Origin of the sequence: Kitasatospora sp. NPDC001261, from assembly GCF_042896795.1 — a bacterium.
GTDB lineage: Bacteria > Actinomycetota > Actinomycetes > Streptomycetales > Streptomycetaceae > Kitasatospora.
Window position 1 is genome coordinate 41468 of record NZ_JBIAXP010000001.1, and the last position, 26615, is coordinate 68082.

At 73.9% G+C, this 26615-nt stretch carries 30 protein-coding genes; 4 read left to right on the plus strand and 26 right to left on the minus strand.

Going from position 1 to position 26615, the window contains the following annotated elements; all coding sequences use genetic code 11:
- Nucleotides 1-158: 158 nt before the first annotated feature.
- The 16 genes from trpA to cseB all read right to left on the minus strand — a co-directional run bounded on the left by trpA (nt 159) and on the right by cseB (nt 14445).
- A complete protein-coding gene (gene trpA, locus ACFY4B_RS00185; RefSeq protein WP_375873970.1) occupies nt 159-968 on the minus strand; it encodes a tryptophan synthase subunit alpha in 810 nt (269 codons plus the stop codon).
- Nucleotides 969-970: 2 nt separating this feature from the next.
- Nucleotides 971-2239 (minus strand): tryptophan synthase subunit beta, encoded by a 1269-nt coding sequence (trpB, locus tag ACFY4B_RS00190; RefSeq protein ID WP_074000949.1) that lies wholly within the window; start codon nt 2237-2239, stop codon nt 971-973.
- Nucleotides 2240-2292: 53 nt separating this feature from the next.
- Nucleotides 2293-2442, minus strand: a complete 150-nt coding sequence (gene trpM, locus ACFY4B_RS00195; protein WP_188296911.1) for a tryptophan biosynthesis modulator TrpM — start codon at nt 2440-2442, stop codon at nt 2293-2295.
- Between the two features lie 10 nt (nt 2443-2452).
- Complete coding sequence (gene trpC / locus ACFY4B_RS00200; RefSeq protein ID WP_049651216.1) at nt 2453-3259, minus strand: indole-3-glycerol phosphate synthase TrpC; 807 nt, start codon at nt 3257-3259, stop codon at nt 2453-2455.
- A 341-nt stretch (nt 3260-3600) separates the two neighbouring features.
- Nucleotides 3601-4050 carry a DUF2752 domain-containing protein gene (locus ACFY4B_RS00205; protein WP_049651217.1) on the minus strand — a complete coding sequence of 150 codons (450 nt, stop codon included), beginning with the start codon at nt 4048-4050 and terminating at the stop codon, nt 3601-3603.
- A gap of 110 nt (nt 4051-4160) precedes the next feature.
- Nucleotides 4161-4424 carry an HGxxPAAW family protein gene (locus ACFY4B_RS00210; RefSeq protein WP_049651218.1) on the minus strand — a complete coding sequence of 88 codons (264 nt, stop codon included), beginning with the start codon at nt 4422-4424 and terminating at the stop codon, nt 4161-4163.
- A 156-nt stretch (nt 4425-4580) separates the two neighbouring features.
- On the minus strand, nt 4581-5168 hold the full coding sequence (locus ACFY4B_RS00215) for a TIGR02234 family membrane protein (protein ID WP_387966105.1): 588 nt from the start codon (nt 5166-5168) through the stop codon (nt 4581-4583).
- A gap of 82 nt (nt 5169-5250) precedes the next feature.
- Complete coding sequence (locus ACFY4B_RS00220) at nt 5251-5703, minus strand: Uma2 family endonuclease (RefSeq protein ID WP_053111997.1); 453 nt, start codon at nt 5701-5703, stop codon at nt 5251-5253.
- A 20-nt stretch (nt 5704-5723) separates the two neighbouring features.
- Entirely contained in the window at nt 5724-7247 is a 1524-nt protein-coding gene (locus ACFY4B_RS00225; RefSeq protein WP_049650355.1) for an anthranilate synthase component I, read from the minus strand.
- 40 nt (nt 7248-7287) lie between these two features.
- The gene (gene hisI / locus ACFY4B_RS00230; RefSeq protein ID WP_074000946.1) at nt 7288-7659 is read right to left on the minus strand and encodes a phosphoribosyl-AMP cyclohydrolase; all 372 of its coding nucleotides are present in this window, start codon (nt 7657-7659) and stop codon (nt 7288-7290) included.
- A 57-nt stretch (nt 7660-7716) separates the two neighbouring features.
- Complete coding sequence (locus tag ACFY4B_RS00235; protein WP_387966106.1) at nt 7717-8286, minus strand: hypothetical protein; 570 nt, start codon at nt 8284-8286, stop codon at nt 7717-7719.
- A 153-nt stretch (nt 8287-8439) separates the two neighbouring features.
- Nucleotides 8440-8862, minus strand: a complete 423-nt coding sequence (locus tag ACFY4B_RS00240) for a GNAT family N-acetyltransferase (protein WP_387966107.1) — start codon at nt 8860-8862, stop codon at nt 8440-8442.
- A 67-nt stretch (nt 8863-8929) separates the two neighbouring features.
- Nucleotides 8930-11488 (minus strand): ABC transporter permease, encoded by a 2559-nt coding sequence (locus ACFY4B_RS00245; RefSeq protein ID WP_387966108.1) that lies wholly within the window; start codon nt 11486-11488, stop codon nt 8930-8932.
- A 96-nt stretch (nt 11489-11584) separates the two neighbouring features.
- A complete protein-coding gene (locus ACFY4B_RS00250) occupies nt 11585-12367 on the minus strand; it encodes an ABC transporter ATP-binding protein (protein WP_387966109.1) in 783 nt (260 codons plus the stop codon).
- Between the two features lie 120 nt (nt 12368-12487).
- A complete protein-coding gene (locus tag ACFY4B_RS00255) occupies nt 12488-13768 on the minus strand; it encodes an ATP-binding protein (protein ID WP_387966110.1) in 1281 nt (426 codons plus the stop codon).
- 5 nt (nt 13769-13773) lie between these two features.
- Nucleotides 13774-14445: a two-component system response regulator CseB gene (gene cseB, locus ACFY4B_RS00260; RefSeq protein ID WP_387966298.1), complete on the minus strand. Its 672-nt coding sequence runs from the start codon at nt 14443-14445 to the stop codon at nt 13774-13776.
- Nucleotides 14446-15042: 597 nt separating this feature from the next.
- Here cseB and ACFY4B_RS00265 point away from each other — a divergent pair.
- Together ACFY4B_RS00265 and ACFY4B_RS00270 are read left to right on the plus strand one after the other, a co-directional pair.
- Nucleotides 15043-15867: an alpha/beta fold hydrolase gene (locus tag ACFY4B_RS00265; RefSeq protein WP_387966111.1), complete on the plus strand. Its 825-nt coding sequence runs from the start codon at nt 15043-15045 to the stop codon at nt 15865-15867.
- 199 nt (nt 15868-16066) lie between these two features.
- On the plus strand, nt 16067-16711 hold the full coding sequence (locus ACFY4B_RS00270) for a TIGR03085 family metal-binding protein (protein ID WP_387966112.1): 645 nt from the start codon (nt 16067-16069) through the stop codon (nt 16709-16711).
- Nucleotides 16712-16779: 68 nt separating this feature from the next.
- Here ACFY4B_RS00270 and ACFY4B_RS00275 read toward each other — a convergent pair whose 3' ends face one another.
- Complete coding sequence (locus ACFY4B_RS00275) at nt 16780-17370, minus strand: PASTA domain-containing protein (RefSeq protein WP_387966113.1); 591 nt, start codon at nt 17368-17370, stop codon at nt 16780-16782.
- On the minus strand, nt 17370-17909 hold the full coding sequence (locus tag ACFY4B_RS00280) for a SigE family RNA polymerase sigma factor (RefSeq protein WP_255357401.1): 540 nt from the start codon (nt 17907-17909) through the stop codon (nt 17370-17372). The genes ACFY4B_RS00275 and ACFY4B_RS00280 overlap by 1 nt, the downstream gene beginning before the upstream one ends.
- Before the next feature lie 219 nt (nt 17910-18128).
- Here ACFY4B_RS00280 and ACFY4B_RS00285 point away from each other — a divergent pair, with 219 nt between their 5' ends.
- Nucleotides 18129-18908, plus strand: a complete 780-nt coding sequence (locus ACFY4B_RS00285) for a VOC family protein (protein ID WP_375873978.1) — start codon at nt 18129-18131, stop codon at nt 18906-18908.
- 108 nt (nt 18909-19016) lie between these two features.
- Here the strand turns inward: ACFY4B_RS00285 and hisF are convergent, their stop codons facing one another.
- Genes hisF through hisD form a run of 8 tightly spaced genes read right to left on the minus strand, consistent with a single transcriptional unit; the run spans nt 19017 to nt 24916 of the window.
- Nucleotides 19017-19787: an imidazole glycerol phosphate synthase subunit HisF gene (gene hisF, locus ACFY4B_RS00290; RefSeq protein ID WP_049650364.1), complete on the minus strand. Its 771-nt coding sequence runs from the start codon at nt 19785-19787 to the stop codon at nt 19017-19019.
- Nucleotides 19784-20347, minus strand: a complete 564-nt coding sequence (locus ACFY4B_RS00295; protein WP_380776779.1) for a RidA family protein — start codon at nt 20345-20347, stop codon at nt 19784-19786. Before ACFY4B_RS00295 ends, hisF begins: the two co-directional genes overlap by 4 nt.
- Nucleotides 20344-21069, minus strand: a complete 726-nt coding sequence (priA, locus tag ACFY4B_RS00300) for a bifunctional 1-(5-phosphoribosyl)-5-((5-phosphoribosylamino)methylideneamino)imidazole-4-carboxamide isomerase/phosphoribosylanthranilate isomerase PriA (RefSeq protein ID WP_107086387.1) — start codon at nt 21067-21069, stop codon at nt 20344-20346. Before priA ends, ACFY4B_RS00295 begins: the two co-directional genes overlap by 4 nt.
- A gap of 19 nt (nt 21070-21088) precedes the next feature.
- Nucleotides 21089-21724 carry an imidazole glycerol phosphate synthase subunit HisH gene (hisH, locus tag ACFY4B_RS00305; protein WP_049650366.1) on the minus strand — a complete coding sequence of 212 codons (636 nt, stop codon included), beginning with the start codon at nt 21722-21724 and terminating at the stop codon, nt 21089-21091.
- Nucleotides 21725-21755: 31 nt separating this feature from the next.
- A complete protein-coding gene (locus ACFY4B_RS00310; RefSeq protein ID WP_049650367.1) occupies nt 21756-21893 on the minus strand; it encodes a hypothetical protein in 138 nt (45 codons plus the stop codon).
- 11 nt (nt 21894-21904) lie between these two features.
- Complete coding sequence (gene hisB, locus ACFY4B_RS00315; RefSeq protein WP_074000937.1) at nt 21905-22498, minus strand: imidazoleglycerol-phosphate dehydratase HisB; 594 nt, start codon at nt 22496-22498, stop codon at nt 21905-21907.
- A 4-nt stretch (nt 22499-22502) separates the two neighbouring features.
- The gene (locus ACFY4B_RS00320) at nt 22503-23603 is read right to left on the minus strand and encodes a histidinol-phosphate transaminase (RefSeq protein ID WP_049650381.1); all 1101 of its coding nucleotides are present in this window, start codon (nt 23601-23603) and stop codon (nt 22503-22505) included.
- 5 nt (nt 23604-23608) lie between these two features.
- Nucleotides 23609-24916 (minus strand): histidinol dehydrogenase, encoded by a 1308-nt coding sequence (gene hisD, locus ACFY4B_RS00325; RefSeq protein WP_049650369.1) that lies wholly within the window; start codon nt 24914-24916, stop codon nt 23609-23611.
- 91 nt (nt 24917-25007) lie between these two features.
- Here hisD and ACFY4B_RS00330 point away from each other — a divergent pair, with 91 nt between their 5' ends.
- Entirely contained in the window at nt 25008-26588 is a 1581-nt protein-coding gene (locus tag ACFY4B_RS00330; RefSeq protein ID WP_074000934.1) for an oxidoreductase, read from the plus strand.
- The last annotated feature ends 27 nt before the right edge of the window (nt 26589-26615 follow it).

Genomic DNA, 26615 nt, shown 5'->3' on the forward strand with positions numbered 1-26615 from the left:
TTCAACTCGCTGGACGCCGTCAACCTCCTGGAACGGCTGACCGCCGCCACCGGCGTGGGGGGGGGGGCCCCCCCCCCCCAACCCCCCCCACACACCCCCCCCCCCCCCCCCCCCGGGGGGGGGGGGGGCCCCCGCCGCCCTGATGGTCCTACCGCGCGTCAGCTCCGCCGCACGCCCGAGGCCAGTTCCCCGGCCAGGGCCCGCACCGCGTCCAGCGCCGCTTCCTCGTCCTCGCCCGCGGCCAGGATCCGCTTCACGAACGCCGACCCCACGATGACCCCGTCCGCGAACCGGGCGACCTCCGCCGCCTGCACCGCGTCCGAGACCCCGAGCCCGACGCAGACGGGCAGGTCGGTGGTGGCCCGGGTCCGGGCGACCAGGTCCTCGGCCATCGAGCCGACGGCCGACCGCGTCCCGGTCACGCCCATCACCGCGGCCGCGTACACGAACCCGCTGCCCGCCGCCGTGACCTCCGCCAGCCGCGCGTCCTTGCTGCTGGGGGCGACCACGAACACGGTGTCCAGACCGTGCTCGTCCGCCGCCTTGCGCCACTCCTCGGACTCCTCCACCGGCAGGTCCGGCAGGATGCAGCCGGCCCCGCCCGCGGCCGCCAGGTCGGCGGCGAACCGCGCCACCCCGTAGCGGTCGACCGGGTTCCAGTACGTCATCACCAGCACCGCCGCCGCGGGGTGCGCGGAGGCGACCTCCTGGACGGTGCGCAGCACGTCCTTGATCCGCACGCCGCCCCGCAGCGCGATGTCGTCGGCGGTCTGGATGACGGCGCCGTCCAGCACCGGGTCGGAGTGCGGCAGCCCGACCTCGACCACGTCGCAGCCGCCCTCGATCAGCGCGTTGACCGCCCGGATGCCGCCGTCCACGGTCGGGAAGCCGGCCGGCAGGTAGCCGATCAGCGCGGCCCGGTCCTCGGCCTTGGCCGCGGCCAGGATGTCGCTCAGCTTGGAAGCCATGATCACTTACCCCCCTCGGCGGAGTCGGCCGGCCCGGCGGACCCGGCCCCCGGCTCGTCGTACAGCCCGAAGTACTCGGCCGCGGTGTGCATGTCCTTGTCCCCGCGTCCCGACAGCGAGACCAGGATGGTCGCCTCCGGCCCGAGCTCGCGCCCCAGCTCCAGCGCCCCGGCGAGCGCGTGGGCGCTCTCGATGGCCGGGATGATCCCCTCGGTGCGGGACAGCAGCCGCAGCGCCTGCATCGCGGCGTCGTCGGTGACCGGACGGTACTCGGCCCGCCCGGTGTCCTTCAGCCAGGCGTGCTCCGGCCCGACCCCCGGGTAGTCCAGCCCGGCCGAGATCGAGTGCGACTCGATGGTCTGCCCGTCCTCGTCCTGGAGGACGTACGTCCGGGAGCCGTGCAGCACGCCCGGGTCCCCCTTGGTGAGGGTGGCCGCGTGCCGGGGCGTCTCGGCGCCCTCGCCGGCCGCCTCGCAGCCGATCAGCCGCACCCCGGCGTCCGGGATGAACTCGTGGAAGATCCCCATCGCGTTGGAGCCGCCGCCGACGCAGGCCACGACCGCGTCGGGCAGCCGGCCGGTCCGGTCGAGCACCTGCTGCCGCGCCTCGACGCCGATGACCCGGTGGAAGTCCCGGACCATCATCGGGAAGGGGTGCGGCCCGGCGACGGTGCCGAACAGGTAGTGGGTGGAGTCGACGTTGGCGACCCAGTCCCGGAACGCCTCGTTGATGGCGTCCTTGAGCGTCCGGCTGCCGGACTTGACGGCCACCACCTCGGCGCCGAGCATCCGCATCCGGGCGACGTTGAGCGCCTGGCGCTGGGTGTCGACCTCACCCATGTAGATGGTGCAGTCGAAGCCGAACAGCGCGCAGGCGGTCGCGGTGGCCACGCCGTGCTGGCCGGCGCCGGTCTCGGCGATGATCCGGGTCTTGCCCATCCGCTTGGTGAGCAGCGCCTGGCCCAGCACGTTGTTGATCTTGTGCGAGCCGGTGTGGTTGAGGTCCTCGCGCTTGAGCAGGATGCGCGCGCCGCCCGCCTCGGCGGAGAAGCGGTGCACGTCGGTCAGCGGGCTCGGGCGCCCGGTGTAGTCCTTGAGCAGCGCGTCGAGCTCGGCGGTGAAGGCCGGGTCGGTCTTGGCCTTCTCGTACTCCTCGGCGACCTGCTCGACTGCGGCGACCAGCGCCTCGGGGATGAAGCGGCCGCCGTACGCGCCGAAGTAGCCGCGCGCGTCCGGCACCTGGGCGCCGGGCAGGTAGTCCTTTTCGGACATGGTGGTTTCCCTTGAACGGAGATGGACGACAACGACGTCTTCCCGGCTGGGCTTCAGCCGGACGTCACGCGCCATCGCCGTCCCGGCACCTGCCCGGGCTCGCACCCGATGACGTACCGCACCCGACGCCCCAGCACCCGGCGTGCGGGCGCGCGGCAGCCGCGCGGGCGGCAACCGGGGGCGAGTCGGGCGGCGATCTTCATGGGGTGGGGGTCAGTCCTTGTGCCGGACGGCGGGGTGGGCCCCGGCGGCGACCAGGTCGGCGACCGCGGCGCGCGGGTCCTTGCCGGTCACCAGGGACTCGCCGACCAGCACCGCGTCGGCGCCGAGGTTGGCGTAGTTGATCACGTCCAGCGGGCCGCGCACACCGGACTCGGCGATCTTGACGATGCCGTCCGGGATGGCGTGGGCGACGTTCTCGAAGGTGTTGCGGTCCACCTCGAGCGTCTTCAGGTTGCGGGCGTTGACGCCGATGATCCGGGCCCCGGCGTCCACCGCGCGCTTGATCTCCTCCTCGTCGTGCACCTCGACCAGCGGGGTGAGGCCGATCGACTCGGCGCGCTCGATCAGCGACACCAGGGCCGGCTGGTCGAGGGCCGCGACGATCAGCAGCGCGAGGTCGGCGCCGTGCGCACGGGCCTCCCACAGCTGGTAGGCGGTGACGATGAAGTCCTTGCGCAGCAGCGGGGTGTCCACCGCGGCGCGGACGGCGTCCAGGTCGGCCAGCGAACCGCCGAAGCGGCGCTGCTCGGTCAGCACGCTGATCGCGGCGGCACCGCCGGCCGCGTAGTCCACCGCCAGGGCGGCCGGATCGGCGATCGAGGCCAGGGCGCCCTTGGACGGGCTGGAGCGCTTCACCTCGCAGATCACCCGGACCCCGTCGCCCCGGAGGGCGGCGACGCCGTCCTTGGCCTCCGGAGCCTTGGCGGCCAGCGCCTTGAGCTCGTCCAGGGAGACCCGGGCCTGCCGCTCGGCGAGGTCCTCGCGGACCCCTTCGATGATCGAGTCGAGCACACTCACTCAGGAGCCCCCATCTTTTCTGCCAGTTGGCCGGCGTGAGCCGGCGGGCGACAGCCCACCGACTCTTCGATGGTATCGGCACCCGGGGGCGGGGGGCGCACCGGTTCGAACCGCGTCTCGCGGACCGGACTCCCGCTCCGGCGGTCCCCAGCTGCGGCTTCACCGGGCGTGCACCGGTTTTCGGACGGTCTTCGCACCGGTTTTCGGACGCTCTCCGAGCCGGCCTCGACCGGTGGCCGGGACGTGGCGTCACGGCGTACGGGAAGCGGCGGCCGCGCGGTCGAGGACCACGGTCAGGGGCCGCGGTACGGCAGCCGGGACGCGGCGGTCGCGCGGCCCGGTCAGACCAGCGGCGGCGCCAGCCCGGCACCGACCCCCGAGTTGCGCACCACTGTGAACACCAGCACCAGCAGGGCGATCAGCGCCCACCGCCGGCCCCCGACGGTGATCCTGGGCGGCGGCCCGCCGGTCAGCGCGGCCCAGCCCCAGCGCAGCCACAGCACCGCCAGTACGCCGAACAGCAGGACCACGACGGCGTTGTCGTGCAGGGCGCCGGTGAGGTCCCCGTGGCTCAGCGCGTGGACGCAGCGCAGCCCCCCGCAGCCGGGGCACCACCAGCCGGTGGCGGTCAGGAACGGGCACTCGGGGTAGTGCCCGGGGGTGTTCGGGTCCACCACGGCGACGTACGCGGCGGGGACGGCCACCGCCGCCAGCGCGGTCAGCGGCGGGCTCAGCCGGCGCCGCACGGGCGGCGGGGCGGAGGCGGTGGAAGCGGTGGGGGCGGCGTTCACGCCCCGATTCTGCCCGGGTCGGGCCCGGACACGACGAAACGGCGGGCGTGGCGCGCCCGCCGTTCCGATGTACGACAAACGTGTGGTCGTGTGGTGCGACGAGCCCGTCGTCAGGCGGCGACGGCGGCGCGGGCCTCACGGGCCGCGAGCTGCTCCTCGGCCGACTTGTAGACGTTGGCGCTGGGCTGCTTGCCCATGCCCGCGAGGGACATGGCCTTGCCGACCACGCCGCCGGCCAGGATGACCGCCAGGCCGACCCAGACGAGCAGAACCGACGGCAGGATCATGGCGACGCCCGCGACGCCGAAGCCGACGAAGGAGATGACGACGCCGGTCCAGGCGGCGGTGGTGTGGCCGTGTGCTGCTGCTGCCATCTGAGTGGTGCTCCTTGGCTCTCGGGGCCCGGCCGGGCCTGCGGGGCCGCCGGCGGGTTGACGGGTTCCATTGTGCCGGGCCACACACCGACGGCCCAAAGCGGGTGGCGGGTCTATCGCGTCACATGCGCGCGGGCCGCGTCACGTGCGCGCGGCTCACACCGCGGTCGGGTCCTCGCCCCGGTCCAGGGCCTTCCACAGGTCGCCCGGCGTCTCGGTCCGCGCCGGGGCCTTGCGGGTCGGCGCCTCGTAGCGGCTGCCCATGGCCGGCCAGCCCCGGCCGTAGCGCAGGGTGAGCAGTCCGGCCAGGGCCAGGAGGACCCCGCCGACCAGCGCGACCCAGGGCCAGGCGGTGTGCGAGACCTCGGTGGCCGCCGAACCGGTCAGCGCCAGCTTGCGGGCGGCCTCGGCGTCCAGCGCGGCGGTGTCGCCGGCCCCGGCCACCGAGGCGGCGGCCGCGCCGAGCCCGGCCAGCAGGGTCAGCGCGCCGACCGCCAGCCGGCCGGCGCCGCGCACCGCGAACACCGCGACGGCCGCGGCGAGGCCCACCAGGGCCAGCCCGCCGGGCAGTTCGGAGATCCTGCCGCCGGTGACGGACACGTCCAGGGCGCCGGCCCGGCCCTCGGCCCAGGTCCGCCCGACCGCGGTCAGCACCAGCACGGCGCTCAGCACGGTCAGCAGCAGCATGATGCCGAGGGTGCGGCGGCTGGGGGCGGCGGGGGCGGGGGTCTGCTCAGCGGTCACCCGTCCACTATCCCCCGACCGACGCCGGGGTCCGTACCCGGGGTGGGGAACGGGCCGTCGGGCGGGCGGCGGGCGGGGCGGGTTACGGCGTGGGGAACCCGTCCGTCCGCAGCACCACCGTGCGACCGCCGAGCGGCAGGAACAGGTCGTTGCCGAACGGCACCCGCTCCGCCTCCCGGTACACCCCCTCGGGGGACGGCGCGGTGTGCACGGTGCAGACCGCCGCCGCCGGATCGACCACCACGTACAGCGGCACGCCGCTCTCCGCGCAGGCCCGCGCGAAGACGTGGTCACGGCCCGGGTGCGCCACCTCCAGCACCGCCTCGGCGTCCGCGGCCCCGTACCGGCCCCGGGCGGTGCGGGCGGCGCCGGGGGCGACCACCACCAGGTCCGGGGCGAGCGGGCCGTGCGCGGCCGGGAAGTCGATCAGGACCCCGGACAGCACCCGCCCCGCCCCCGCGAGCCCTTCCCGGATCTGGGAGGCCGTCCCGAAAACGGCCTCCCAGCGCAGCTCGTCGTACGGCGCCTCGGGCATCCCGGCCGCCTCCTCACACGTCAGGACAGTTCCGGCGTCCGCAGCGTATTGGCGGTGGCGACCGCCCGCAGCACGGCGGCCGCCTTGTTGCGGCACTCGGTGTCCTCGCCGTGGGGGTCGGAGTCGGCGACCACGCCCGCGCCAGCCTGCACGTACGCGGTGCCGTCGCGCAGCACCGCGGTGCGGATCGCGATCGCGGTGTCCGAGTCCCCGGCGAAGTCCAGGTAGCCGACGCAGCCGCCGTACAGGCCGCGGCGGGTGGGCTCCAGCTCCTCGATGATCCGCATCGCCCGCGGCTTGGGCGCGCCGGAGAGGGTGCCGGCCGGGAAGCAGGCGGTCAGCACGTCGAAGGCGGTCCGCCCCGGGGCGACCGTGCCGGTCACCGTCGACACGATGTGCATCACGTGGCTGTAGCGCTCGATGTGCATGAAGTCGACCACCTCGACGCTGCCCGGCTCGCAGACCCGGCCGAGGTCGTTGCGGCCGAGGTCCACCAGCATCAGGTGCTCGGCCCGCTCCTTGGGGTCGGCGAGCAGCTCGGCGGCCAGCTCCGCGTCCTCCTGCGGGGTGTCGCCGCGGTGCCGGGTGCCGGCGATCGGGTGCAGCATCGCCTCGCCGTCGGTGACCTTGACCAGCGCCTCCGGGCTGGAGCCGACCACGTCGAAGCCGCCCTCGGCCCCGCCGTCCGGCCCGGGGAAGCGGAACAGGTACATGTACGGGCTGGGGTTGGTGGTGCGCAGCACCCGGTAGACGTCCAGCGCGGAGGCCGGGCAGGGCGCCTCGAAGCGCTGCGAGGGCACCACCTGGAAGGCCTCGCCGGCCCGGATCCGCTCCTTGATCGTCTCCACCGCGGCCCGGTACGGCTCACCGCCGAACGGCGAGTGCACCTCGCCCGGGCCGGCCGGGGTGAAGGTGGCCAGGCCCGGGTCGACCGGCTTGGACAGCTCGGCCTCCATCGCGTCCAGCCGGGCCACCGCGTCCGCCCAGGCCTCGTCCGCGCCGCTGGCCAGGTCGTTGTGGTTGACGGCGTTGGCGATCAGCAGCACCGTGCCGTCGACGTGGTCGAGCACCGCGAGGTCGGTGGCGAGCAGCATGGTCAGCTCGGGCAGGCCCAGGTCGTCCGGGTTGAGGTCGGGCAGCTTCTCCAGCCGGCGGACGATGTCGTAGCCGAGGTAGCCGACCAGGCCGCCGGTGAGCGGGGGCAGCCCGTCGTCCTCCAGCCGCGGGGTGTGCAGCGCCTGGAGGGTGGCGCGCAGCACCTCCAGCGGGTCGCCCGCGGTGGGGATGCCGACCGGCGGGGTGCCGAGCCAGCGGGCCCCGCCGTCCGGGCCGACGGTCAGCGCGGCGGCGCTGCGCACCCCGACGAAGGAGTAGCGCGACCAGCTGCGGCCCTGCTCGGCGGACTCCAGCAGGAAGGTGCCGGGCCGCTCCTCGGCGAGGGTGCGGTAGAGGCCGATCGGGGTGAGGCCGTCCGCGAGGAGCCTGCGGGTGACCGGGATGACCCGGGTGTCGACGGCGAGCTTGCGGAAGGCTTCGAGATCCATGACGGGCGGCACCTTCTTGAGTTCTTCGAGTGGACTGGGGTCAGGAGAGCGGGAGCACGTCGGCGTCGAAGCAGGTGCGGTCGCCGGTGTGGCAGGCCGCGCCGCTCTGGTCGACCCTGACCAGCAGGGTGTCGCCGTCGCAGTCCAGGGCCACCGACTTGACCGCCTGGACGTGGCCCGAGGTGTCGCCCTTCACCCAGTACTCACGGCGGCTGCGGCTCCAGTAGGTGCAGCGGCCTGTGGTGAGGGTGCGGTGCAGCGCCTCGTCGTCCATCCACCCGAGCATCAGCACCTCGCCGGTGTCGTACTGCTGGGCGATGGCCGGGACCAGCCCGTCCTCGGAGCGCTTGAGCCGCGCGGCGATCTCGGGGGCGAGGGCGGTGCTGCCGGGAGCGGCGGGTGTGGTGGACATGCGCCCCATTGTGTCAGCCCGCCCCGCCGCACCCGCCTCGCTCCCCCGCGGGAACCGCTACGGGTGCAGCTGCCCGGTGAGCTTGGGGCCGCCCTGCTTGTTGCTGGCGGCCAGGGTGCAGGTGTAGTCACGCCAGCCCTGCTGGTAGTTGGCCATCGCCGGGCCGAACTGGCGGCCGTAGTAGGTCTTTCCGTCGCCCTGGCGGGCCTTGGCGGCGGCTTCGACCTCCTTGCAGCCGTCGCGCATGGCAAGCGCCAGCGGGATGTCGCCGGTGATCCCGTCCGCGAGCTTGAGGTCGGCGATCACCTCGCCGTCGTGGTCGCCTACGCAGGGGCGTTCCTCCGGCTTGGTGATCACCGGGCTCAGCTGCGGGTGGTCGAAGCAGGCGCCGACCGGGAAGAACGCGTACGGCGGCTGCGGCGTGGGCGTGGGGGTGGGTGTCGGCGTCTGGGTGGCCGTGGGAGTCGGCGGGGGCGGCGGCGGCGCGGCGGCCGGCTTCTTGTCGTCCGGCCACAGCACCGCGGTGGCCACCACCGCGAGCAGGACGACCAGCACGGCGGCAACGGTGAGGACCAGGCCGCGGGACGGGCGGGAGCCGACTGCGGACGGCGGCTGCTCGGAGGTCATGGCCACGAGGATGGCCCACCCGACCCCCACCTGGCAGCCGCTTCGCCAAACTCGCCCCGTACGGGCGGCCCGCCGGGACCTGAAGGTCGGTAGACCCGCCATCCGAGACCGGCTCGCCAACCGGCTGCACCCTGAAGTGACGCCACAGGAAACCTATCCTGGATAGAGAAAATTCAAATAAAAGAAAATTGTTTCTTCCGACCCCTTCCCACGCAGGGGAAGGGGTCGGAAGAAACAAAGAATCCCCGAGAGAAAAGCTTCCCGCGCCTCGCTGCCTCGCCCGGACGGCGAGGCGGCGAGGCCCTTGCCCCACGCGGCCGAATGAAGGGCGAACCCGATGGTCGCGGCCTGTTGTGGCTCGGTGGCCAGGCGCGCGTAGCCGATCAGCTCGTGTTCGCCGCGCCGGGTGACGGCGAGGCAGTACTCGGTGCGCGAGGTGGCGCGCGCGGAGTCGATGGACCGGGCGGTGATCGCTTCGACCTGTTCACGGGTGCGGGGTTCGAAGCTGAGGTGCCGGGTGGCCCCAGGTTGGGGGCAACCCCTCACGAGTTCGAATCTCGTATCCTCCGCCTTCACGAAGGCCCCGACCGGTTCGCCGGCCGGGGCCTTCGTCGTTCCGCGATTGCCGTGCCGGGGCCCGGGGTCACGCCTCCGCGACGGCTTCGAGCGGCTTCAGGGCGGCTGCCCGGCGGGCCGGTACGGCGGCGGCGAGAGCGCCGACCGCGAGGGACAGCAGGCAGACGAGGAGCAGGGTCCCCCAGGGCAGCGCCAGGGAGTACTGCTTCACCGCGCCGTTGGCCAACGCTCCGACGGCCCAAGCGCCGAACAGGCCGCCGGCCAGGCCGAGCAGGGTGCCGAAGCCCGCGACGGTCACCGCTTCCAGGCGGATCATCCGCCGGACGCCCGCGCGGTCCATGCCGATGGCGCGCAGTACACCGATCTCGCGGGTTCGTTCGGCGACCGAGATGGCCAGGGTGTTCACGATGCCGAGCCCCGCGATCACGACGCCGATGGCGAGCAGCCCGTACATCAGGGTCAGCAGGTTGCCCATGGTGCCCGCGGCCTCGCGGACGAGTGCGGGCCGGTCCTGCACCTTCAGCAGCGGGTTGTTGCCGACGGCGGCACGCAGCCGGTCCTCGGTGGCGGGGGAGACCGAGCCGGGGTCGGTGCGGACCAGGATCCGCTGGACGGAGTCCGGCAGGAAGCCGTCCTGCTGCACCTCGGCGCGGGCGCCGAGGGCGTCGTGGGCGGTGGGATTGTCCTGGTAGACGCCCACGACGGTGTACTTGGCGAAGGTCCGGCTCCGGCCGATGGTGGCGTCGACCTGGCTGCCGGTGCTCAGGCCGCTCTCCCGGGCGATGGTGCTGGAGACGGCGATCCGGCCGGGCCCGAGGTCCTTCGCGGAGCCGCTGAGGAAGTCGAGCCTCATGACGTCGTCCACGGAGTCGGGGTCGACACCGGAGATGTCACGGACCCGGCCGCCGATGAACAGGACGGAGTCCGCGACGGCGCTCGCGGCCCGCACCCCGGCGGTGTGGGCGACTCGCTGGACGGCGGCCGGGTCGACGCCGGTCGTGGTGGTGCGGGTGCTGATCACGTATTCGGCGCCGAGGCCGGCCGCGGCCTGACGGTCGAGCGCCTGCCCGGTGGAGTTGCCGATGACGGCGAGGCCGGTCACCAGCGCGGTGCTGACCAGCAGGGTGGCGGCGGTGGCGGCGGTGCGCCGCGGGTCGCGCAGCGCGTTCTGCTGTGCGAGGTGACCGGTGATCCCGGAACGGCCGGTCAGGCGGCCGATCAGCCGGATCGCCGGGACCACGAGTAGCGGCGCCAGCACGATCAGGGCGAGGACGAGGACGCCGCAGCCGAGCATCGCGCCGCGCAGGTTCCCCTCCGAGGCGTCCTTCGCGCCGGTGAGCGGGACGAGCAGGCCGACGCCCAGGGCGAGGAGGGCGAGCCCCGCGACGGCGCGGACGCGGAACCGGCCGGCGGGCGGCTGCTGCGCCGTACGCAACGCCTCGACGGGCGCGACGCGTGCGGCCTTGCGAGCAGGCAGCCAGGCGGCGAGCACGGTGACCCCCACCCCGACGCCGAGCGCCGCCAGGACGGGGCGCGGGCCGATGACCAGCGGGCCGTCGGGCAGCAGGTCCCCGCCGGTGCTCAGCAGGCCGGGCAGGACGGCGGCGATGCCGAGGCCGAGGACGAACCCGGCCGCCGAGGCGGCGAGCCCGACCAGGACGGCCTCCACGAGGACGGACCGGACCACCTGACGGCGTGAGGCTCCGATCGCCCGGAGCAGCGCGATCTCCCTGGTGCGCCGGGTGACGAGCATGGTGAAGGTGTTGATGACCAGGAAGGACCCGATGAACAGCGCGATTCCGGCGAAGACCGTCGGCATCTTCTGGTAGCCCCGCGTCAGGGTGCCGACGTAGACCGCCTGCTGGGCGGCCCGGGCGGCGGCGGTGGTGACCTCGGCCCTGTCGGGCGGGAGCACGGTGGCGACCCGCCGGGCGAGTTCGGACTGGCCGGTGCCGGCCGCGGCGGACAGGTCGATCGCGGTGTAGTGGCCCGAAGTGGCGAACAGTCGCTGGGCGGTCGCCCGGTCGAACAGGACGAGGGTGCCGCCCGCGAGCACCCGGGTGTCCGTGGTGGTGACGACGCCGACGAGCCGCATGGTCATGGCCGGGCCGTCGGTGGCCAGCGTGACCGAGTCACCGATGTGCAGGTGCCCGGCGGCAGCGGTGCCGCTGTCCACGGCGATCTCGTCGCCGCCCGCCGGGGCACGGCCTGCGGCGAGGGGGTGGCGGCGGTCCTCGCCGTCGGGGCCGGGTACGTAGGCGGCGGCCGGGTTCGCGCCCGGCCTGACCCGCAACGGGGTACCGTCCGCCGCGTTCAGGGCGGCCTGACCGTCGACGGACGGCCGCACGGCGGCGACACCGGGGACGGCGGCCAGTCGCCGGGCGAGCGCCTCGTCGAGGACGCTGTCCGGCTGGTCCGCGGCGGCCCCGGCCGGGGCCTGTCGTGCGGTGACGGTGACCGCGATGTCGGCGAAGTTCCTCGACGCGGCGGCGCGGTAGGCGGCCGCGGCCGAGTCCGCGAAGACGAGGGTGCCGCTGGCGAATGCGACACCCAGGCAGACCGCGAGGACGGTCATGGCCAGTCGGGCCTTGTGCGCCAGGACGTTGCGCACGGCTGTTCTCAGCATGGGTTCGGCTTCCGGGGGCGTGGGAGGGACGGGGCATGGGAGCGGCGGGGCGTGGGAGCGACGGGGCGTGGGGCGACGGGGATGTGCGGGCGCGGGTCAGCTGGTGCGGGCGCGGGTGTCGAAGCGCTTCATGACGTCGAGGACCCGCTCCGGGGTGGGGCGGGTCATCTCGTCGACAAGCCGTCCGTCGGAGAGGAACACCACGCGGTCGGCGTAGCCGGCGGCGACGGGGTCGTGGGTGACCATGACCACGGTCTGGCCGAGTTCGCGCACCGAGTCGCGCAGGAAGCCGAGGACCTCGGCACCGGAGCGGGAGTCGAGGTTGCCGGTGGGCTCGTCGCCGAAGACGATCGCGGGCCGCGAAGCGAGGGCGCGGGCGACCGCGACGCGCTGCTGCTGACCGCCGGACAGCTGCGCGGGCCGGTGGTCGAGGCGCCCGGAGAGGCCGACCATGGAGACCACGCGGTCCAGCCACTGCCGGTCGGGGTGGCGGCCGGCGATGCTCAGCGGCAGCGTGATGTTCTCCAGCGCGGTCAGCGTCGGCAGCAGGTTGAACGCCTGGAAGACGAAGCCGATCCGGTCGCGGCGCAGCCGGGTCAGCGGCCGGTCGCGCAAGGAGCCCAGCTCGGTGGTGCCGATGCGGACGCCGCCGGAGGTGGGGGTGTCGAGCCCGGCGGCGCAGTGCATCAGAGTGGACTTGCCGCAGCCGGAGGGGCCCATGATCGCGGTGAACTCGCTCTCCCGGAAGCCGATGCTGACCCGGTCCAGGGCCACGACCCGGGTGTCGCCGCTGCCGTAGACCTTCGTCAGGTCGGTGGTGGCGGCCGCGATCCCGGGGGCCGGGTTCGGCGGGTACGGGGTGAGGGGGACGGTGGTCACGGGGACTCCTCTTCGGTGCGGACGGTGCACTTCGAAGGGTGTCCGGGCGACGTATCGGGACCCGCGCCGGCGTGTATCGGCGTCCGCTCCGCTTCGTAGCGGTTCCGCGGAGCCGGGCGGTCAGGCCGGCAGGCGCAGAGTGGCGACGGCCCCACCGTCCGGGGCGTTGTCCAGGCGAAGCTCGGCGCCGAGCAGCCGAGCCTGTCCGAGGGCAATGGTCAGGCCCAGGCCGTGGCCCGAACCGCGCCCGGCGGCGCCGCTGTGGAAGCGACGCGGGCCGTGGAGCAGCAGGTCCGCCGGGAAGCCGAGGCCGTGGTCGCGCACCACGACGGTGCGGCCCTCGACGGTGACCCGCACCGGGGCCCGTCCGTGGCGGTGGGCGTTGACGACGAGGTTGCTGACGATCCGTTCCAGGCGGCGCGGGTCGGTCTCCACGGTCGTCGCGTCCTCCGAGCGGTGCGCGTCCTCCGGGCCGTGCGCGGCGGCGACGGTGACCTCGGCGTCGAGGCCGGTGCGCGCCACGGCATCGGCGACGACCTCGCCGAGCGGAACCCGGGCGCGGACCGGCTGCTCGGCCCCGGCGTCCAGGCGGGAGATCTCGAGGAGGTCCTCGACCAGGGCGCGCAGGTCGCGCACCCTGGCGCGGAGCAGGTCCTCGGTCTCGCCGGGCGGCAGCAGGTCGACGGTGGCCAGCAGGCCGCCGACGGGTGTGCGCAGCTCGTGAGCCACGTCCGCGGTGAACTGGCGCTCGGTGCGCAGCCGCCGGCCGAGGCTGTCGGCCATGAGGTCGACGGTGGCCGCGATGTCTGCGACCTCGTCGTTGCCCCCGGTGGGCCCGGTCCGGGCATCGAGGTCACCGGCGGAGATCCGGACCGCGGTTTCGGAGACCTGCCGCAGCCGACGGGCGACCAGCCCGGCGCCGTAGACGGCCAGAGGCGTGGCCGCCGCGAGCGCGACCAGCGACGCGACGGTCATGGTCAGGTCGAGCCGGTGCAGTCCGTAGAGTTGCGGGCCCGTGTTGACCCGGACGGCGAGGACCGGGCTGCCGGGGCCGGCGGTTCGCTGGGCGGCCCAGACGCTCGGCCCGAGGGGTCCGTCGACCCGCCCGTCGTAGACCGTGTGCCGGGCGTCGTCGGCCGGGTGGCGCAGCTCGGCGGGCAGCTCGGCCGGGTCGAGTTCGGCTCCGTCCGCCAGAGTTCCGGTGCGTCGGTAGACGTCCATGGCCGAGTACACGGCGTTGAAGGCCTGCGCCTCGGCCCGGCTCCGGATGTCGCGGGCGGTCCACAGGTGCACGAGCACGCCCACCGCCGCCACGACCAGGCAGGCCGTGGCCGCCGCCAGCGCGGCGATCTTCCACCGCAGGGACGCCCGGGCCGGCCGCGGCCGGCGGAACCCGCGCACCGGGCTCAGCGCCTGAACTTGTAGCCGAAGCCGCGGACCGTCTCGATCCGCTCCCGCCCCAGCTTCCTGCGCAGCCGCTGCACGCACAGGTCCACGACCCGGCTGTCGCCGTCCCAGCCGTAGTCCCAGACGTTGCGCAGCAGGGTGTGCCGCTCCAGAACCACGCCCGGGTGTGCGGCGAACTCCAGGAGCAGCTTCAGCTCGGTCGGGGTGAGCGCCACCGGTTCTCCGGCGACGGCCACCTCCAGTCCGGCGGTGTCGAGGCGCAGATCCCCGAACACCAGCACCTCCCCGTCGACGGTCGGCGCCCCGGCAGTGACGCGCTCGGGCTGAGAGGCGGCGGACGGCGTGTAGGTGGCCCGCCGCAGCAACGAGCGGATGCGTGCGACCAGCACGTAGGTGTCCACGGGCTTGACCACGTAGTCGTCCGCCCCGGCCTCCAGGCCGGCGACGACGTCGAGCCCGTCGCCACGGGCGGACATCATCAGGACGGGTACCAGGCTGGTCTCCCGGACTCTCCTGCACAGGCCGATCCCGTCCAGCCCAGGCAACATCACGTCGAGGATCAGCAGGTCGAAACTCCCGTCACGGAAGATCTCCAGCCCGCTCAGACCGTCGGCGGCGGCCGCCATCTCGTAGCCGTAACGTTCCAGCGCGACCGTGAAGGACCGGCGCATCAGATCGTCGTCCTCCACCAGCAGCACGCGGACCGGGCGCGAGGAAGCCCCAGCCGGGGCGGAAGATGACACGGGCGGATGGCTCCTGTTCGAACGGTCCGGTGACCAGCCGACTGCCCACGGGACGGCAGCCACAAGGGGACGATACGGCAGGCACCGAACACGCCCCCGGCGCGCGGCAGGACCTGCGACGCCATTCCCACACCCCCTCTCCTACGCGAAACCCCAGGTCATCCCAGGTGCGATCGGCCCGACCACCGAGGGGGGCCGCCGTACTCCCGCACCCTGTCCGCCCCTTCGCACGGACCGGCGCGCCCATTCGATGGACAACCAAGCGCTCCCTGATACCCACCCGATACAGAACCCCGTCGGCCCCGGCGACACCCTCCCGACCACTACCCGGGAGGAGTCGGCCGGCCGCCCGACCGACGGCTCCGTGGTCTCGGTTCGGGCTTCCGTCCCGTCAGGGCTTTGATCCGCCCCAATCGCGCGGGGCGGCCGTGCGCGTGGTGTCGGGCCCGTCGCGGTTGCGGGGCCGGGCCCGGGGTGCCTCAATGGCCCCGGCGGCGACCGCCGCCTGCGGGCGAGGAGGGCGGCATGCCACGGGTCGCGGTGAACGGCGTCGAGCTCTTCTACGAGGTGGACGGGGACGGCGAGCCGCTGGTCCTGGTGCACGGCTCGTGGGGCGACCACGGCAGCTGGGCGCCGGTCCTGCCCGCCCTCGCACAGAAGTTCCGGGTCCTCGCCTACGACCGGCGGGGGCACAGCCGCAGCGAACGCCCGCCGGGGCAGGGGTCCCGGTTCGAGGACGAGGAGGACCTGGCCGCGCTGATCGAGACCCTCGGGTTCGCGCCGGCGTACGTCGCGGGCAACTCCTTCGGCGCCTCGACCGCGCTCGGCCTGGCGGCCCGGCGGCCCGAGCTCTTCCGGGGCCTCGTCGCCCACGAGCCCCCGCTCCTGGGCACCGTCGCCGACGACCCCCGGCTGCTGCCGCTGACGGCGGCCACCGGGGAGAGGATCGAATCCGTCCTCGCCCTCCTGACGGCCGGCCGGACCCTCGCGGGGGCACGCCGGTTCGTGGAGGAGGTCGCCCTGGGGCCCGGCGCCTGGGACCGGCTGCCGGAACAGCTCCGCGAGACCTTCGTCGCCAACGCCCCCACCTTCGCGGACGAGCAGGCGGACCCGCAGTGGGCCAACCTCGACCTCGGCCGCCTCTCCCACTACACCGGGCCCGCCCTGCTGACGAAGGGGACGCAGAGCCCGCCCTGGTTCGCCGCGATCGTCGCCCGGCTCTCCGCGGCCCTGCCGCAGGCCGAGACCCACACCTTCGAGGGAGCCGGGCACGTCCCCCACCTCAGCCATCCGGACGCCTACGCGCAGCGCCTGACCGGCTTCATCGAAGGAGCCGGCCGGACCCCCTAACCGGTCTCCAGGGCAGAGCCGCGGGTCAGGCCGCCCGGCCGGGGGCCGGGTGGGACACACCGGCCGGGCGAAGCCGGCGGTACCAGGAGCACTGCGAGACCTGCTCCATGCGGTACTCGAAGGGCCCGCATCCGAACGGGTCGGCGCTGCGCCGCAACCGACCAGGCCCGGTGGGCAGATGAGCCCATAGGCTTCCACCATGTCGAACCATGCCCTCGCCGAACGCCACCGGCTCGCCCAACTCCTCACCGCTGCCGGGCCGAACGCCCCCACCCTCTGTGAGGGGTGGACGACCCGGGATCTGGCCGCGCACCTGGTGGTCCGGGAGCGGCGGCCCGATGCGGCGGCGGGGATCCGGGTCGGGGCGCTGGCCGGGTGGACGCGGCGGGTGCAGGACGGGTACGCCGAGCGGCCGTACGAGGAACTGGTGCGGCTGTTCCGGGCCGGGCCTCCGGTCTACTCGCCGTTCGCCCTGCCCGGCGCCGACGAGGCGGCGAACACCGTCGAGTACTTCGTCCACGCCGAGGACGTGCTGCGCGCGGCCGACGACTGGACCCCGCAGCCGGTCCCGCCCGGCCGCGCCGAGGCCCTCTGGCGCCGTCTCCCCATGATCGCCCGCCTGGAGGCCGGCCGCCGCTCCCCCGTCCGACTGGCGCTCGTCCACCCCGACGGCCGTTCCCTCACCGTCGGCCCCGCCGGCTCCCCCACCGTCCGCCTCACCGGCGAACCCGCCGAACTCGTGCTCTTCACCTACGGCCGCGGCGCCCTGACCACCCTCACCGTCGACGGCGACCCCGACGCCCTCGAAGCCCTCCGCCACGTCCTGCCGCTGCCTCCGAAGTAGCAGAGCAGCGGAAGCCGGTGTGGCCTCTCGGCATGCCGAGAGGCCACGCTCGCGGCCGGGGTGGGCGGTCAGCTTCCGGGGCGGCCCTTGGAGATGAAGAGCTGGACGGGGGTGTCCGTCGCCGTGGTGTGCCCGGGCAGGGGCGCGGAGTTGATGACCGAGCCGGCGGGCAGCTTCCAGTCGGTGAGTTCGTGGACCTCGTAGTGCAGTCCGGCCGCGTCGAGCAGCCGGGTGGCGGCGTCCCGGGTCAGGCCGGTGAGCGGGGGGACGGTCACGGTCGTGGTGCCGGGTGCGGGCGGGGCGGCGGGGGACGGGGTGCCTTTGGTCGCGGAAAGGGAGGAAGGGGAGGCGGAGGGGGACGGGGGCGCGGAGTGGACGGCCGGGGCCGGCGCGGTCCCGGCCGGGCGGTCGCCGCCGCTCGGCGATCCGGGCAGGAGCAGGGCCGCGCCCGTGGCGATGGCGGCCACCGCCGCCACGGCCGCGGCCCCGGTGAGGGCGGTGCGCCGGCGGACCGTGCGCCGGATTCCGGCGGCGTCGATCACGGGGGTGGCGGTGGTGTCGGCGAACGCGGTCATGGCGGCGAGGAGTTCCTTGTCGAAGTCGGAGTCGGGGTCGGGGCCTGGGGTGGGGACGGGGTCCTGGGGCGGGAAGCGGATCATCACGCACCTTCACGCGGGGTCGACGACGCGGACGGGGCGTCCTGCCTGGGCAGCGCGGCCCGCAGTTTCGCGAGCCCGCGGGAGAGTTGCGAGCGCACGGCGCCCGGGGAGATGTCGAGGGTCTGCGCGATCTCCCGGTCCCCCAGGTCGTGGAGGTAGTACAGGACGACCACGGTGCGCATCCCCATCGGCAGGGTGTGCAGCGCCGCGACGAGTTCGGCGCGCAGTTCCACCGACCGGTAGGCGTCGCGGGGGTCGGGGTGTTCGACGGCGGGCTCCGGCGCGGGGCGCTCGCCCGAGCGGTGCAGGCGCCGCCAGCGGTCGTTTGCCAGGTTCACGAGGATCCGGCGCACGTACGCCTCGGGCACCTCGGCGCGCGCGACCCGCCGCCAGTGTCGGCAGGCCCGTTCCAGTGCCTCCTGGACGAGGTCCTCCGCGGTGTGGGCGTCGCCGGTGAGCACGTACGCCGTGCGGAACAGCGCGCCCGAACGCTGTTCCACGAACTCGACGAAGTCGATCCCGGGACTGCCCCTGCGCAGCCTCACCCGTGGCCTCACTCTCTGCCGCCGTCTTTTCCACCCTCTTGACGGCGCCCGCCCGCCGGCTGCTGCACGGCGGGCGGGGAAGTGACGCGGCTCACAGCGGGCCCCGGCGGCCTCCCCCGGCTGCGGATGTCAGACCCCGGGTGCAGACTCGCAGGTGGCCGGGGTCCGACCCGGGCACGCCCGGCCGTCCCTCCGTCGAAGGGCACCCCGCACATGCTCACCACCGACTTCCCCATCGGCTCGCCCTGCTGGATCGACCTGGGCAGCCCGGACATCCCCGCCACCGCCGGGTTCTACAACCAGGTGTTCGGCTGGACGTTCCTGGAGATCCCCGGGACCGGCGGCTACGGGTTCGTCCAGCTGGACGGCAGGACCGTCGGCGCCATCGGCCACCTCGACCAGGGCGCGCGGTCCGCGTGGACGACGTACTTCCGCACCGCCGACGCGGACGCCACCGCCAAGGCGGCCGAGCAGGCCGGCGCCGGCGTCCGGGTGCCGCCGTCGGACGTCATGCAGGAGGGCCGGTTCGCCGCGCTCACCGACCCGCAGGGCGCCGATTTCGCCGTCTGGCAGGCGGGGAGCACCAAGGGGCTGGACGCGGTGTCCGAGGAGGGCGCCCTGGTCTGGGCCGAGCTGCACACCTCCGCCCCGGACGTCGCCTTCGCCTTCTACGAGAAGCTGTTCGGCTGGCGGGTGGAGAACTTCGAGCCGTCGCCGGGCATGAGCTACCGGGTGGTCTCCACCGCCGAGGGCGACCAGCAGGCGACCAGCTTCGGCGGCATCGCGCCGACCATGGCCCCGGCGCAGCCGTCCGCCTGGACGCCGTACTTCGCGACCGCGGACGTGGACGCGCGGGTGGCCAAGGCGACGGCGGCCGGTGGCTCGGTGCTGATGGGGCCCGAGAACGTGAAGAACGTCGGCCGGATCGCGTGGGTCGCGGACCCGAACGGCGCCCCCTTCGCCCTGATCAAGGGCGACCCGAACCAGGCCTGAGCGAACCACCACGTACCAGGCCTGAGCACAACAGCCGCGGTGCTTGTTCACGAACGCGAACGCGAACGCGAACAAGCACCGCGAACGCGAACAAGCACCGCGAAGAACTCACCGCACCGGGTGCCCGGCCTCCCGCAGCGCGCCCTTGACCTCGCCGATCCGCAGGTCCCCGAAGTGGAACACGCTGGCGGCCAGCACCGCGTCCGCGCCCGCGTCGACGGCCGGCGCGAAGTCCGCGAGCTTGCCCGCGCCGCCGGAGGCGATCACCGGCACCGAGACGCTCTTGCGCACGGCCCGGATCAGCTCCAGGTCGTAGCCGTCCTTGGTGCCGTCGGCGTCCATCGAGTTGAGCAGGATCTCGCCGGCGCCCAGTTCGGCGGCGCGGCCCGCCCAGGCGACGGCGTCGAGCCCGGTGCCCTGCCGCCCGCCGTGGGTGGTGACCTCGAAGCCGGACTCGGTCTCCGTCCCGGGCGGGCAGCGCCGGGCGTCCACCGAGAGCACCAGGACCTGCCGCCCGAACCGCTGGGCGATCTCGCGGACCAGCTCCGGCCGGGCGATGGCCGCGGTGTTGACACCGACCTTGTCGGCGCCGGCCCGCAGCAGCTTGTCGACGTCCTCGACGGCACGGATGCCGCCGCCCACCGTGAGCGGGATGAAGACCTGTTCGGCGGTGCGGCGGACCACGTCGTAGGTGGTCTCCCGGTCGCCGGAGGAGGCGGTGATGTCGAGGAAGGTCAGCTCGTCGGCGCCTTCGGCGTCGTAGAGCTTGGCCATCTCGACCGGGTCGCCGGCGTCGCGCAGGTTCTGGAAGTTGACGCCCTTGACCACCCGCCCGGCGTCCACGTCCAGGCAGGGGATGACACGTACTGCGAGGGTCACGGCTGTTCGCCTTCCACAACTTCCAGGGCTTCCGAGGCTTCCGGGACGTCCGAAACTTCCGGGGCGTCCGGGATTTCCGGGGCTTCCAGGGTCTTTGCCAGTCCGGACCGGTACGCGTCGAGTTCGACCTCGACCAGCATCCGGGAGTCGATCAGCCCGTCGACCACCACCATGGTGGCCACCGGGCGTGCGGCGTCGAAGAGTTCGCGGTGGGCGCGGCCCACCTCCTCGGCGTCGCGGACGTGGGTGATGTACATCCGGGTGCGGACCACGTCGTCGGTGGTCAGACCGTACGCGGCCAGGGCGGTGAGCCCGACGCCGAACGCGGCGAGGGTCTGCCGGTACGGGTCGCCCTCGTGCTCGATCCGGCCGTCCACCCAGGCGGTGGAGCCGGCCACGTGCACGTGGTCGCCCGCGGCGACGGCCCGGGAGTAGCCGAACTCGTCCTCCCAGGGGGAGAATCCGCCGACCCGACCGGCCACGACCCGACCGGCCACGACCTGCCCGGCCTCGCCCCGACCGGCTACGACCTGCCCGCGTACGATCCGACCGTCCGTCATCCTGAAACCGCCTCCAGGGCCTCTTCGAGGGTGAACTTCTGCTCGTAGAGTGCCTTGCCCACGATGGCGCCCTCGACACCCTCGCCCACGAGCGAGGCGATGGCGCGCAGGTCGTCGAGCGAGGAGACGCCGCCGGAGGCGACCACGGGCCGGTCGGTCGCGGCGCAGACGTCGCGCAGCAGCTGGAGGTTGGGGCCGGTCAGGGTGCCGTCCCGGTTGACGTCGGTGACGACGTAGCGGGCGCAGCCCTCCGCGTTCAGCCGGGCCAGCACGTCGAAGAGCTGGCCGCCGTCGCGGGTCCAGCCGCGGCCGCGCAGGGTGGTGCCGACCACGTCCAGGCCGACGGCGATCTTGTCGCCGTGCTCGGCGATGGCCTTGGCGACCCACTCGGGGGCCTCCAGGGCGGCGGTGCCGAGGTTGACCCGGGTGCAGCCGGTGGCGAGCGCGCGGGCGAGCGACTCGTCGTCGCGGATGCCGCCGGACAGCTCGACCTTGACGTCCAGCTGTCCGGTGACCTCGCGCAGCAGCTCGTAGTTGCTGCCGGTGCCGAAGGCGGCGTCGAGGTCGACCAGGTGCAGCCACTCGGCGCCGGCGTTCTGCCAGGCGAGGGCGGCGGCGAGCGGCTCGCCGAAGGAGGTCTCGGTGCCGGAGGCGCCCTTGACCAGGCGGACGGCCTGGCCGTCACGGACGTCGACGGCGGGCAGCAGTTCGAGGCTCATCAGAGATCCAACTCTCAGAAAGTCAGAGGGTGTTGACCCAGTTGGTCAGCAGGGCGGCGCCGGCGTCGCCGGACTTCTCGGGGTGGAACTGGGTGGCCCACAGCGGGCCGTTCTCGACGGCCGCGACGAACGGCTGCCCGTGGGTGGCCCAGGTGACCAGCGGCGGGTTGATCCGCGCGCTGTGGGTCTCCAGCTCCCAGTGCCGCACCCCGTAGGAGTGCACGAAGTAGAAGCGGGTCTCCGGGTCGAGGCCGGCGAACATCCGGCTGCCCTCGGGGACGTCCACGGTGTTCCAGCCCATGTGCGGGACGACGGGGGCCTCCAGCGGCTCGACGACGCCCGGCCACTCGTCGCAGCCGGCCGTCTCCACGCCGTGCTCGACCCCCTTCTCGAAGAGGATCTGCATGCCGACGCAGATGCCCATGACCGGTCGGCCCCCGGCGAGCCGGCGGCCGATGATCCAGTCCCCGCGGACGGACTTGAGCCCGCGCATGCAGGCCTCGTAGGCGCCCACGCCGGGGACGAGCAGGCCGTCCGCGGCCATCGCGGTGTCGTAGTCGGAGCTGACCGTGACGTCCGCCCCGGTCCGCTCCAGGGCGCGCTGCGCGGAGCGGAGGTTGCCGGAGCCGTAGTCGAGGACGACGACGTTCTTGCCCATGTTCAGGTGTCCAGTCTCTCTACGGCGGGTGTTACAGGCGCATGAGGCCGGAGGCCAGGCACATCACGGCGCCGAAGGCCAGCACCAGGATGACGCTCTTCGACTGCTTCTGCTTCCAGAAGGAGATGACTCCGCCGGCCAGGAAGAGGCCGACGAAGATGAGGATCATCGCAGTATTGCTCACAGCGCACCCTTGGTGGACGGGAGGATTCCGGCCGCGCGCGGGTCGCGCTCGGCGGCGTAGCGCAGCGCCCGGGCCAGCGCCTTGAACTGGCACTCCACGATGTGGTGCGCGTTGCGCCCGTACGGCACGTGGACGTGCAGCGCGACCTGCGCCTGGGCCACGAAGGACTCCAGGATGTGCCGGGTCATCGTGGTGTCGTACGAGCCGATCATCGGGGCGATGCCCTCGGGCTCGGTGTGCACCAGGTACGGCCGGCCGGAGAGGTCCACGGTGACCTGGGCGAGCGACTCGTCCAGCGGCACGGTGCAGTTGCCGAAGCGGTAGATGCCCACCTTGTCGCCGAGCGCCTGCTTGAAGGCGGCGCCGAGCGCGAGGGCGGTGTCCTCGATGGTGTGGTGGGTGTCGATGTGCAGGTCGCCGTCGGTCTTGACGGTGAGGTCGAACAGGCCGTGCCGGCCGAGCTGGTCGAGCATGTGGTCGTAGAAGCCGACGCCGGTGGAGATGTCGGTCCTCCCGGTGCCGTCGAGGTCTATCTCGACCAGGACCGAGGTCTCCTTGGTGGTGCGCTCGACGCGTCCGATGCGGGACATGGGGTTAGAGCTCCTTGATCACAGAACGGACGGCGTCCAGGAAGGCGTCGTTCTCGGCGGGCGTGCCGGCGGTGACGCGCAGCCACCCGGGGACGCCGTTGTCACGGACCAGGACGCCCTGGTCGAGGATGGCCTGCCACACCGCGTGGGTGTCGGCGAAGCGGCCGAACTGGACGAAGTTGGCGTCCGAGTCGGTGACCTCCAGGCCCATCCCCCGCAGCGCGTCGACCAGCCGGTCGCGCTCCTGCTTGAGCCGCCCGACGTACCCGAGCAGGGTGTCGGTGTGCTCCAGGCAGGCCAGCGCGGTGGCCTGGGTGACGGCCGACAGGTGGTACGGCAGGCGCACCAGCTGGACGGCGTCCACCACGGCCGGGTCGGCGGCCAGGTAGCCCAGGCGCAGCCCGGCCGCGCCGAAGGCCTTGGACATGGTGCGGCTGACCACCAGGTTGGGGCGGCCCTCGATCAGCGGCAGCAGCGAGGCGCGGTGCGAGAACTCGACGTACGCCTCGTCCACCACCACCAGGCTGGGCCGGGCGGCCTGCGCGGCCTCGTACAGCCGCAGCACGGTGTCGGCGTCCACGGCGGTGCCGGTCGGGTTGTTGGGCGAGCAGATGAACACCACGTTCGGCCGGTGCTCCGCGATGGCGGTGACGGCGGCGTCCACGTCGATGGTGAAGTCGTCGTTGCGCGGGCCGGAGATCCAGGCGGTGCCGGTGCCCCGGGAGATCAGCGCGTGCATCGAGTACGAGGGCTCGAAGCCGAGCGCGCTGCGGCCGGGGCCGCCGAAGGTCTGCAGCAGCTGCTGGAGCACCTCGTTGGAGCCGTTGGCGGCCCAGACCTGCTCCCGGGCGACCGGGAAGCCGGTGGTCTTCCCGAGGTACGCGGCGAGGCCCTCGCGCAGCTCGACCGCGTCCCGGTCGGGGTAGCGGTTCAGCCCGCGGGCGGCCTCGGCGACGCGCTCGGCGATCCGGGCGACCAGCTCCTCGGGCAGCGGGTACGGGTTCTCGTTGGTGTTCAGCTGGACGGGCACGTCCAGCTGCGGCGCGCCGTACGGGGACTGGCCGCGCAGCTCGTCGCGGATCGGGAGGTCGTCGATGCGAGTCATGGCGGTCACGCTCCCGGCACCGTCCATTCGAAGCGGGCCTTGATGGCGTCCCCGTGCCCCGGCAGGTCCTCGGCGTTCGCCAGGTTGACCACGTGCGCGGCGACGTCCGCCAGCGCCTCCCGGTCGTACTCGACGACCTGGACGCCGCGCAGGAAGGTCTGCACCGACAGCCCGGAGGAGTGGCAGGCGCAGCCGCCGGTCGGCAGCACGTGGTTGGAGCCGGCCGCGTAGTCGCCCAGCGAGACCGGGGTCCAGCGGCCGATGAAGATGGCGCCGGCGTTGACCACCCGGGCGGCCACCGCGTGGGCGTCGCGGGTCTGGATCTCCAGGTGCTCGGCCGCGTACGCGTTGACCACGGCGAGGCCCTGCTCCAGGTCGTCGACCAGGATGATGCCGGACTGCCGGCCGCCGAGCGCCTCGGCCACCCGCTCGCCGTGCTTGGTCCGCGCGACCTGCACGGCCAGCTCGGCCTCGACCGCGTCGGCGAGCGCCGGGGAGTCGGTGACCAGCACCGAGCCGGAGGTCGGGCCGTGCTCGGCCTGGCTGATCAGGTCGGCGGCGACGTCGGACGGCAGCGCGCTGTCGTCGGCGAGGACGGCGATCTCGGTCGGGCCGGCCTCGGAGTCGATGCCGATCCGGCCGGCGAAGTAGCGCTTGGCGGCGGCGACGTAGATGTTGCCGGGGCCGGTGACCACGTTCACCGGCGCGCACTCCTCGGTGCCGAGGGCGAACATCGCGACCGCCTGGGCGCCGCCCACGGAGTAGACCTCGTCCACGCCGAGCAGCGCGCAGGCCGCCAGGATGGCCGGGTGGACGCTCCCCCCGAACTCCTTCTGCGGCGGCGAGGTGACGGCGATGCCCCGGACGCCCGCCTCCTGGGCCGGCACCACGTTCATCACCACGGAGGACGGGTAGACCGCCAGCCCGCCCGGCACGTACAGGCCGACCCGCTCGACCGGCACCCAGCGCTGGGTGACCGTGCCGCCCGGCACCACCTGGGTGGTGTGCCCGGTGCGGCGCTGGTCGGCGTGCACGGCGCGGGCCCGGCGGATCGACTCCTCCAGGGCGGCCCGCACCTTCGGGTCCAGCGTCTCCAGGGCCTCGGTCAGCTGCTCGGCCGGGACCCGGGTCGACTCCAGCCGGACGCCGTCGAAGCGTTCGGTGATCTCGATCAGCGCCGCGACCCCGCGATGGCGTACGTCCTCGGCGATCGGCCGCACCTTCTCCAGGGCGGCCGCGACGTCGAACTCGGCACGGGGCAGCAGGTCACGCGGGTCGTCCAGCGAGCCGCGGAGGTCGATTCGAGAGATCACGCCACCCAGTGTAAGGAGTGGCCGGAACCGCTGGTCCCGCATTTCAGTCCGTGATACGAAAGGCGAGACGACCGGGGGGACGGGGAAAACCATGGCGGAGCGCGCTCCAGAGGGCTGGACGGACACGGAACGCGCGCTCTGGGAGGCCTACCGCCAGGGCGAGATCCTGGACCTCCGCAGTGGCGAAGCCAACACCGACGACCCCTTCGGCGACGCCCCCTGGGGCCCCGACCGCACCGTCCGCGCCGAGGTGCTCGCCCATCTGCTGCTGGTAGGACCGGAGCCCGCCCCCGGGCGGGTCGCCTCGCTGCGGTTCAGCGGCGTCCTGGTCACCGGCGCGCTCAACCTGGCCGGGGGCGCCATCGACGACTACGTCGAGCTGCACGACTGCCGCTTCGCGCACAAGATCCTCATCTCCGAGGCGGCGGCCTCCACGCTGCGCTTCGTGAACTGCCTGATCCCCCGACTGGAGGCCTCCCGGCTCTCCACCACCGGCGACCTCCACCTCGCCCGCTGCCGCGTCCCCGACGGCATCCGGCTCACCGACGCCCGGATCGGCACCGACCTGCTGCTCAACCAGACCGTCGTCGGCGGCGACCGCCACGGCCGCGCCGTCTCCGCCGACGGGATCACCGTCAACCAGGACTTCGAGGCCGAACGCCTGGAGACCCGGGGCGAGCTGAGCGTGCGCACCGCCCGGATAGGCGGCCGGCTCTCGCTGCGCGGCGCCCAGCTGCGCGCCGACCGGCGGCACAACCCCACCTGCCTCAACGCCGTGCGGGTCACCGTCGGCCACACCCTCTACCTGACCGGCTCCGCCGACCTCGGCTGGGTCGGCTCCCGCGGCTACTACGGCTCCGGCTACGGCGAGAACCCGCCGCCCGACGGGCCCGTCACCCCGTTCCGCGCCTTCGGCCGGGTGCGACTGTCCGACAGCCGCTTCGACGGCGCCTGCCTGGTCTCCGGCGAGTTCCACCTGGAGGACGAGGACGAGCTCTCGCTGCGCCGCATCCACACCCCGGAGCTGCGCTTCACCTGCAAGGTCCGCCCGACCGGCACCGTCTCGCTCTCCCGGGCCCGGGTCGGCAACCTGGTCGACACCCCGGAGGCCTGGCCGCTCGGCAAGCACCTGGGCCTCACCGGCTTCGTCTACGAGAACCTGCGCCCGGTCGGCGCCTTCCCCGTCCAGCAGCGGATCGCCTGGCTGGAGGGCTCCTCGGTGGACTTCCAGCCCGAGTCCTACGAGCAGCTCGCGGCCGCCCTGCGCCGCGACGGCGCCGACGACGACGCCCGCGAGGTGCTGTACGCCAAGCAGCGCCGGCGCCGCCGCACCCTGCCGCTGCCGGCCCGGGTCTGGGGCGCCGTCCAGGACGCGACCGTCGGCTACGGCTACCGCCCGGGCCGGGCGGGCCTGTGGCTGCTGCTCGCCTGGGTTCTCGGCAGCCTCTGGTTCGCCACCCACCCGCTGGATCCGCTCAAGGCCGACGAGCGCCCGCACTGGAACCCGGTGCTGTACACCCTCAACCAGCTGCTGCCGATCGTGGACCTCAACCAGGGCGGCTGGAACCCCGGCGGCCTCACCCAGTGGATCTCCGCCGGGCTGGTCGTGGTCGGCTGGCTGCTCGCCTCCACGGTCGTGGCCGGCGCCACGCGGATGCTCCAGCGCGGTTGAGCCCTCCGGTGGACGGGCCCGGCGAGC